We start from the raw sequence: 8,534 nt of genomic DNA, 5'->3' as shown, positions 1-8,534 counted from the left end.
TACGGCTACGCCGCCTTCCTTGTCGAGCGGCTCTTCCAGCGTGCGGATGACATCGCGGTCGAGTACAGACGCATCCGCAATGTTGTTCTCCACGGAATCGCCTGTCACGGTCAGAGCTCCCGTGTGCAGCAATCCGCCGAGTTCCTTCATTAAAGCTTTCATTCCGCCGGCACGCTGCAGGTCGTTCGTGGTATATTCTTGGTTATTCGGCGTTACACCCGCCAGGAACGGTACGCGGCGGCTGATGTCGTCGAACAGGGTCATCGGCAGTTCGATGCCGAGTTCATGCGCAATCGCCGGCAGATGCAGGCATGCGTTCAGCGAGCCCCCCATGGCCAGCAGTACGGAAATGGCATTCTCGAACGCTTCGCGGGTCATGATTTGGCTCGGCGTAATGCCTTTCTTCACCAATTCAACAGCTTGACGTCCAGCAGCTTCAGCAGCGTCCAACTGCTCGTCCGACAATGCCTGCATCCAGGACGTATTCGGCATAGCCATGCCGAGCGCCTCGGACAATCCCTGCATCGTGTTCGCCGTTCCGAGGAATGGGCACGCTCCAGGACCCGGGTAGTATTGGTTGGTCACTTCAACCAGACCTTTTTCATCCAGCTTTCCGTCGAGGAATGCCCGTCTTGCCGCTTTGGATTCCTTCGGCTTGATGTGGTTCGGCATAACTCCGCCAAGTACAACCAGACCCGGCAGGTTCAGGCGAGCGGCTGCCATCAGCATGCCCGGAACGATTTTGTCGCAGGAGCTAAGGACGACCATGCCGTCAAAAATACCATGCGCCTTAACCATCGTTTCCACGCTGTCGGCCACGATTTCGCGGCTCGGCAGCGAATACTTCATGCCTTCATGCCCTTGCGCAATTCCGTCGCAGACAGCGATGGTGTTGAATTCGAGCGCCAGACCGCCGGCAGCCTCGATCCCTGCCTTTACACGGTCAGCCAATTGGCGCAAATGCACATGTCCCGGCACGATTTCGTTCCAGGAGTTGGCTACGGCGATGACAGGCTTATCCATTTTGGAGTAGTCTACTCCGCAGGAACACAGATGGGCCTTCAGAATTGCTCTGGTAAACGGCGAGATGGTAGAAATTCGGTTACTCATACTAATTCCCTCCAAATTTTACTGCTTGATTTTGTCTACTTGATTTTTTCTGAACGAATATGTCAATCCTACATTATTAATAATACATAAACGGAAGAGACGACGCTGTGCCAAAATTGACAGGCGAGCCGTATCTTCCATGATGAAATTTACGCTGCCATTTTCTCGTCAGGGAGGGTACCCTTCGGAGTTTTTACCACAATGGTCATTACGACGGATACAACGAGCGCCAGCGCCATGAAGATAAAGGAAGCGTCAGGCGAACCGGTAGAGCCGTTCAGGGTTTTTGAACGCTTCACGGTAGTTCTTGACTTCTTTCATACCTTTTTGTTCTTCAAGAAGCGCTTGTTCAAGATCTTTCTTTTCGTTGTCGGACAACCACTTGGCTTCGCTAGGTTTGTCCTTAACCAGCCTCCACCAGAAGAATGCCCAAATTATGGAAGGCAAACCTTCAACGACAAACATATGCCGCCATCCAAGGCCATGTACCAGATATCCGGAGACAATAGACATCCAAAGAACCGTAACCGGATTTCCAAGGATCAGGAACGTATTCGCACGGGAACGTTCGCTTTTGGTGAACCAGTTGCTGAGGAAGACCAGCATCGCCGGCATTACAGCGCTTTCTACAACCCCAAGTGTGAACCGGATGACATAGAGAACCCGGATATCGTTTACAAGACCGGTCGCAGCAGCGCATGATCCCCACAAGATCAGACAGATAAATACGAGCTTCTTCGCACTTCTCTTGGCGGCGTAAGTCGCGCCGGGAATCTGAAAGAAGAAGTATCCCAGGAAGAACAGCGCGCCCAGCAGCGAGGAGGCGGACGGAGTAATATGAAGATCATTCGCCATACCGGATGCCGAACCGAAACTGTAGTTTGCGCGGTCCAGGTAGGCCAAGCTATAAGTAAAAAATATAATAGGAATCAGCTTCAGCCACCGGCTGGGCGCCAGCTTTTTGTTTTCCATAATCGTTTCTCTCCTTATTGAGTTATAACAGATGCATTCATAAAGGCTTCCAGCTGCTCACGGGTAGGCAACCCTTCCGCGTCACCTTCTGCCGTTACGGCAAGAGCTCCAATCGCATTACCGCGGCGTACCGCTTCTTTAACTGCCAGACCGTCAAGCAGACCGCTGATTACGCCGACCGCAAACCCGTCACCGGCCCCAACCGTATCGACCGCCTTTACTTTGAAGCCTTCGACAACGCCTTCTTCAGTCGGTGTTCGGTAGTATGCGCCTTCCGGTCCGAGCTTCACAGCAACAAGCTTCACTCCGCGGTCAAGATAGTAGGCCGCAATGTCCCTGTGATCGGGATAACCGGTGAGCAGCTTGCCTTCTCCTACGCCTGGAAGCACCCAATCCGCCTGAACCGCCAGTGCATTGACGTTCTCGATCATTTCCGCTTCGCTGCTCCACAGCTTCGGCCGCAGATTCACATCGAAAGAAATACTCCGTCCGGCCGCTCTCATTGCCTTCATCGCTTCAAAAGACAGCTCGCGGGCGGATTCCGAGATTGCCGCAGGAATTCCTGTCAGATGGAGATGCTTTGCAGTGGTAAAGTACTTCATATCGACATCTGCCGGGCAGATTGTGCTGGCGGCGGAGCCTTTACGGAAATATTGAACCTGCGGGTCGCCGTCCAAGACCTTGGATTTCATTTGAAATCCTGTCGGATAACGCTCATCCGTAAATACGGCATCCACATCAACGTTCTCTTTGCGAAGAGTATCGATAATGAATTTTCCAAATGCGTCGTTTCCGACCTTACTAATCCACCGCATGCCAAAGCCGAGCCGTGCCAGACCTGTGGAGACATTGGTTTCCGCTCCGGCAAGAGCCTTTGTGAACTGTTCGATTTGATGCAGCTCGCCAGGACGATCAGCGATGAACATAGCCATGGCTTCTCCGAATGTTACAACATCGCATGCTTTCATAACCATTCCTCCTAAAAGTTTTGACAGCATCTGCTTACAGTGTCCACTTCGCAAAACTCACTTCGAAAGCATAAGCTTCCAGTGGCACTTCGCAATACTGGCCTCGAAAGCGTAAACTCATGCTTCCGATATCATGGATACATACTGCCGCAGAACCTCTTCAACATCTTCACCTTCAACCGGAAACTCAATTGTGCGCGGCACATCACGCGGGAGCAGATCCAGAATGTTACACCAGAGGCTATCTTTTTCTTCCGGAAGTCCCAGAGTTACCAGCTTCCCATCGATTTTCTCTACATGTTTTAAATGAATATAGCCGACATATTTGTTTAGTTCCGCCGCCGCTTTCATGGCTTCTTCTTCGGTAAAATCCCAGTTGCCGATATCAAAGGTCATCTGGATAAAAAGCCCCGCTTCTTGGCAATCTTCAAAAAATTTACGGAGCTTCATTACATTACCGCCATGAAGTGTTTGGTCATTCTCAACCGTCAATGCCAAAGCGTCCGAATCGGATACAAGGCTCTTCCAGTACTTCTTCAGCCCTTCGAGATCCGATACTCCGGATTTGTAATGCCCAAGCGAAGTCTTGAGCCATACTGCTCCGATTGACAGCGCCTCCGGTATAACAACACCCAGCTTCTCCACATTCAGCGAACCATCCGCCTTCCACAGCTCAATGGGTGCCGAATAAACGCTTACAAGCTGACCCTTCCTGATCAAGTCTTTCAGATCGTCCAGGCGAGGCGTTTCCTCCCGGAACAGCTCTCTGCGGATTTCAATACCGGCACATCCTGCGGCTATGGCTACCGGGATACATAATTCCTGTCCACCGTCTGCGGCCAGAGGCCCCAGGGAAGCCGTTGTTGTAAATACCTGAGTCATCCCAAATTCTCCTTTTGTCAAAAAATAGCCCTTCAAATCCCTAGAATTCGGCGTGTGGTTAACTGCCGCCACGCATCGCCTGTCAATGGTACCGATAAACGGTATCGGTTCCATCGAACTTCTAAAGATGAGCCGCTTTATTTAAAAGCGACTCTAAGTGACACTTTTCACAACCTACGCTAATCGATTAGGAATGGAATCGGTTATCGGTATCGGTTCCACTGGCATTAAGATACATGAGGGGAGGCTCCCCAGTCAATACAGTTCACAGGATCTTAGCATTTCGTGATGGAGTTGAGCCTCTTGTGATCAAATTCGCAGACAGGGCATAATGACGCGGCTGCCCATTATCGCCGGCAATACGCTCCAGAATGAGCTCCATCGCCTTATTGCCGATCTCATAAGTCGGCTGCGCAATGGTTGTGAGTCCGGAACCGACCACGGGCGCCCACTCCGAATCGTCAACACCGGCAAAGCCGACATCTTCGGGGATGCGGAGCCCCCGCTTCTGCAGAGCGTTGATCAATTTCAGCTGGATTACTACGTTAACCGCAAAAATCATGCGGTATTGACCCTGCGTCTCGGCGATGAACCGGTCCAGCTGTTCGTCGAACTGCCCCTGGATCCGGGGTTCATACTCGTAAATATCGCCGACGCTTGGATGGCCGGCCGCAGCCAGAACCTGGACAAAGGTCCGGGCCCGCTCAATCCGGGAGCTGACATGCTCTATCGTCTGCGAGAAGAATCCGATCCGCTCGAATCCCTGGTCAAGAAAATAGCCTGTCGCTTCGGTCATGGCCTTGTCATTATCGGTTCCGACCGTATCGACTTCAAGTCCCGGGATGCTGCGGTCGATCAATACAATCGGGGTTTGGTCCTCCGCGAGTTCCCGCAGATTCTCCAGGTTCTGTCCGGTCGGGTGGATGATCAGCCCGTCAACGCGCTGGGCATGCAGCATCGCGATATAATTTTTTTCCTTCTCGGGATCGTTATCCGTATTGCATACAATCATGCTGTACCCCTGTTTCGTGCATACGTCCTCGGCCCCCTTAAGAACGGAGGTGGAGAAGGGGTTGGAGATGTCGGCGAAAATCATGCCGATGGAATAGCTGCGGTCCTGGCGCAGGCCCCGGGCCAACCGGCTCGGGCGGTAGCGGAGCTCTTTCACGCTTTGTTTAATTCTTTGCAGGGTGGCATCGGAAATCGATTTATAGTCTCCGCTCAAGTAGCGGGAAATGGTCGTTTTGGAGACCCCGGCGGCCTTGGCCACATCGGCGATCGTCGCCTTTTGAGGAGGCCTGGAAGGTTGATTTATGGAATCCATGTATTTTCCTCATTCTTAAGAAGTTTTGTGATTCTTAATTATATCACGTCAGCTACCCCGGGCCAAAGCCGCAAGTACCCTTTTGAAAACATATGAATATTTACAGAAAACAGCGCACTCCCGTATTCTAACAGATGTTAGGGGGACAAAGCTTCTTGTTTGTTATATAATTATGAAAATTTTTGGAAGGAGAGGTCGGAATTTGATCGATTCGGGCATGATACGTCTACGAAAGACGGAAGAGGGCGACTTGGCATTCGTGATTGAGGCCGAGCGGGATCAGCACAACAGCCTTTATGTAGGCCAATGGAACGAGCAAGAACACCGGAATGCACTGCGGGACCCCGATATTTTGCACATCATCATCGAAGATGCGGCGGGGGAGCAAGCGGGATATGTGATCGTAACGGGTCTTACCGACCCCAATCTGTCGATATGCATCAAACGTATAGTCGTGGTGAAAAAAGGAAGCGGCTACGGCAAAGAAACGCTCCGGCTGCTCAAGGAATGGCTGTTCCGCAGCACCTCCGCACACCGCCTATGGCTGGACGTCAAGACGCATAACGCCAAAGCGCGCCATATTTACGAGGGCGCCGGCTTCACTCCGGAAGGCACCTTGCGGGAATGCGTAAAGGCCGGCGACAGGTTCGATTCGCTTCACATCCTGTCGATTCTGCGGACGGAATACGAGGCGGGACGTTAACGCGGTCAGCAGCCCGCGCCTAAGCCGATCCTCCGTACGCTGCCGCGCAGCATAGCGGGTGGCCGGTGCCAAAGCCAAGCTCCCGCTCGACATGACTTTGTCCGCTGGAGTATGCCGTTATGCTGAATTCCGCTCTCCGCCCTTTCGGCTGCTCCGGCCTCTAGTCCCCGCGTTACTCCAGCAGCGTCACGGACACGCCGACTTCAAGCGTGCTGCTGCCCCCGCGGTACACGCCCTGCAGCGGGCTGACATCGGCATAATCGCGCCCCGTTCCAACACGGATGTGATTGTCCAGCGCCTCCACATTATTGGTCGGGTCAAGGCCGACCCAGCCGATGCCCGGCACCATCACCTCGACCCAGGCATGAGTGGCTGCATCGCCCTTAAGGGCGGAATCTTCGCCGACGTATAAATACCCGCTTACATACCGTGCCGGGATGCGGCACGCGCGCAGAATGCCGATCATAATATGGGCCAGATCCTGACACACCCCTTTTTTCAGCTCAAAAGCCTGCCGGGCCAGCGTGTCCACGCTTGTCACCTCTCCGCAATAGGTGAACGTTTCGTATACATAATTCATGACCCGTAAAGGGTACTGCACGGGATTGTCCATCTCGCCCAGCCCGCGCTTCACTTCCGACAACTGCTCCGGGTGCAGCAAGGTATAGTCGGTCTCGTTCAGATAGGACAGATAATGCTGCCGGAATTGCTGAGAATGAAAAATATCCTGCATCCGCTTCGAATACTGGATTTCATGAATAAAGGAACCTCGCTGAATGCTCACGACCGACGTGGTCTTCACTTCCAGCAGATTATGCTTCTCGGGTATAAAAAAGGTCTCCACCTGATTCCCCCACAAATCGGTATATTCTTGGGTCAGGGAGGCCGGCGTAATCTCCGCCCGGTACATCAGCAGCCGCTGTACTTCATCCGTCAACGGTTTAAGCCGGATCGTATTCAGGCTTTGATCGACTTGCGTTTCATAGGTGAACGTATTCGTATGCACAATTTCGTAGTTCATCGGACCTGACGTCTCCTTTGAGGCATTCTGTTTAGCTGATCGTAAATTTATTAGAATTCCTTAGTTTTAGGTATTCTAAATGTACTTGTCCATCTGTCCATAATCTCAATCCATCTGAAGACAAATCATTTAATATTAAATTACTCAGCACGTATTCCCCGTCATTGATAAATATTTCAACGGCATTCCGGTCCACTAATATTTCCAGCTTAATCTTCCCCTCTTTCGGGTATACAGTCACTCTTTGCGGTCTGTTGAACTCCTCAACATCAACCTTTATCCTTGAATTTTCCCTATTAAACACAAATTCATTTATTGATTTATCATAGGTCAGGTCTGCATGCTGCCCATCCCCATCTCTAACAGAAAACCCAAACTTTCCTTCCGTTAAATCTCCGACATCTATTTGGGCCTCAATAGTATAAGAAAGTCCGTGAAAATCTTTAAAAATATTCTCTTGGCCAGTGTATATATCTACCTCTTTTATATCCAATATTGTGAAAAAATTGTCCATAAGGTTCCATATTGGTTTTTGTACCAGCTTTAATCCGTCCGTTGTTGTTTTTAACCGCATTTCTCTTACAATGCTTGTATTTCCATTAAACGTATCCCACGGGAGCTTACGTGCATAATTCCAATTATTCATCCACGAAATAAAGAACCTGAAGTTCCCATTTGTATACGGAGCATCCCAAGTAACCCCTGTATAGGAGTCTGCGCCCTGTTCCAGCCACTTGACAGGAGTTTCAGCATGAAACTCTCTTCCATCAAAGTCGCCTACAAAGTAACTGGAACCTGTGGTTACACCATAATTAAACCCATTCCCCCCTACCATCAAAACCCACTTTTTATTGTTGCTATTATCATCTACATTCAATTGAAAAAGATCAGGACATTCAACAATTCCAATATCCTGTTTTACAAAAGAAGAAGCATACTCCCAGTCTTTTAAGTTTGAAGATGTATACAATCCCACTTTATCTCTTTCTGCTAGCAGCATGACCCACTTTTTGGTTGGTTCATGCCAAATGATTTTAGGATCTCTAAAATCAGCACTTCCTGTTGGGTTATGTTGGACGATATTATAATGTTGCTTCGTCGCTATAGTGGATGCCTGATGTCTGCTTAGTAGAGAAATAGTCAATACTGCCAAGTAAGAACATTACTAGGGCGGGAAATGGGTTTTTATGCAGGAAAACCGGAGTAAAACAGAAGGTGGATATGAAGTGAAGCTGTGGCTATGCAGGAGTGAAAGCTGTGAGGGCTATCTGTTAAAGAAGGCATGTACCAAGGTGAAAGGAAATCGGGGGATCCGGGTGGGCATGGGGGCACGGGCGGCCTTAGCTCGCCCATAATTTATTGAAGAAACATGCGGTAGACAAAATGACAAACCGGCCGGTTTGCTGTTTTTTTACGTGAGGAGTCCCTAAAAATTTTAGAAACCTGCTTCTAGGACAGCCTCAAAAATGGATTGTTCTAAATGTCTAAAGAAAATAAAGTTGTAGACTGAGAAAATATAGTATTAGACATCCATGCCGCTAACGCGGCACCATC

7 protein-coding genes and 1 pseudogene are annotated in these 8,534 nt (G+C 50.3%); 1 reads left to right on the top strand and 7 read right to left on the bottom strand.

Going from position 1 to position 8,534, the window contains the following annotated elements; genetic code table 11:
* The 5 genes and pseudogenes from ilvD to L691_RS0105565 form a co-directional block, all read right to left on the bottom strand.
* The coding region (ilvD, locus tag L691_RS0105585; RefSeq protein WP_025689287.1) for a dihydroxy-acid dehydratase at nt 1-1,110 on the bottom strand (1,110 nt) is incomplete at its 3' end.
* Between the two features lie 282 nt (nt 1,111-1,392).
* A pseudogene (locus L691_RS0105580) lies at nt 1,393-2,082 on the bottom strand (MFS transporter); the annotation flags it as partial.
* A gap of 14 nt (nt 2,083-2,096) precedes the next feature.
* Complete coding sequence (locus L691_RS0105575) at nt 2,097-3,050, bottom strand: sugar kinase (RefSeq protein WP_025689283.1); 954 nt, start codon at nt 3,048-3,050, stop codon at nt 2,097-2,099.
* 117 nt (nt 3,051-3,167) lie between these two features.
* Nucleotides 3,168-3,932, bottom strand: a complete 765-nt coding sequence (locus L691_RS0105570; protein ID WP_025689282.1) for a hypothetical protein — start codon at nt 3,930-3,932, stop codon at nt 3,168-3,170.
* A gap of 265 nt (nt 3,933-4,197) precedes the next feature.
* Nucleotides 4,198-5,256 carry a LacI family DNA-binding transcriptional regulator gene (locus L691_RS0105565; protein WP_025689280.1) on the bottom strand — a complete coding sequence of 353 codons (1,059 nt, stop codon included), beginning with the start codon at nt 5,254-5,256 and terminating at the stop codon, nt 4,198-4,200.
* A 202-nt stretch (nt 5,257-5,458) separates the two neighbouring features.
* Here L691_RS0105565 and L691_RS0105560 point away from each other — a divergent pair, with 202 nt between their 5' ends.
* A complete protein-coding gene (locus L691_RS0105560; protein WP_232229107.1) occupies nt 5,459-5,959 on the top strand; it encodes a GNAT family N-acetyltransferase in 501 nt (166 codons plus the stop codon).
* Nucleotides 5,960-6,131: 172 nt separating this feature from the next.
* Here the strand turns inward: L691_RS0105560 and L691_RS0105555 are convergent, their stop codons facing one another.
* Nucleotides 6,132-6,980, bottom strand: a complete 849-nt coding sequence (locus L691_RS0105555; protein ID WP_025689277.1) for a transglutaminase family protein — start codon at nt 6,978-6,980, stop codon at nt 6,132-6,134.
* A gap of 31 nt (nt 6,981-7,011) precedes the next feature.
* A complete protein-coding gene (locus L691_RS0105550; RefSeq protein ID WP_232229108.1) occupies nt 7,012-8,124 on the bottom strand; it encodes a glycoside hydrolase family 32 protein in 1,113 nt (370 codons plus the stop codon).
* Between the last annotated feature and the right edge of the window lie 410 nt (nt 8,125-8,534).

The organism is Paenibacillus zanthoxyli JH29 (assembly GCF_000520715.1).
Taxonomy (GTDB): Bacteria; Bacillota; Bacilli; order Paenibacillales; family Paenibacillaceae; genus Paenibacillus_AQ; species Paenibacillus_AQ zanthoxyli.
The sequence above is the reverse complement of the archived record's forward strand: the minus strand, read 5'-3'. Positions and strand labels throughout refer to the sequence as shown.

Coding starts and splice junctions, on each gene's coding strand:
- L691_RS0105555 (WP_025689277.1), bottom strand. CDS start 6,980: ATGAACTACGAAATTGTGCATACGAATACGTTCACCTATGAAACGCAA.
- L691_RS0105565 (WP_025689280.1), bottom strand. CDS start 5,256: ATGGATTCCATAAATCAACCTTCCAGGCCTCCTCAAAAGGCGACGATC.
- L691_RS0105575 (WP_025689283.1), bottom strand. CDS start 3,050: ATGAAAGCATGCGATGTTGTAACATTCGGAGAAGCCATGGCTATGTTC.
- L691_RS0105570 (WP_025689282.1), bottom strand. CDS start 3,932: ATGACTCAGGTATTTACAACAACGGCTTCCCTGGGGCCTCTGGCCGCA.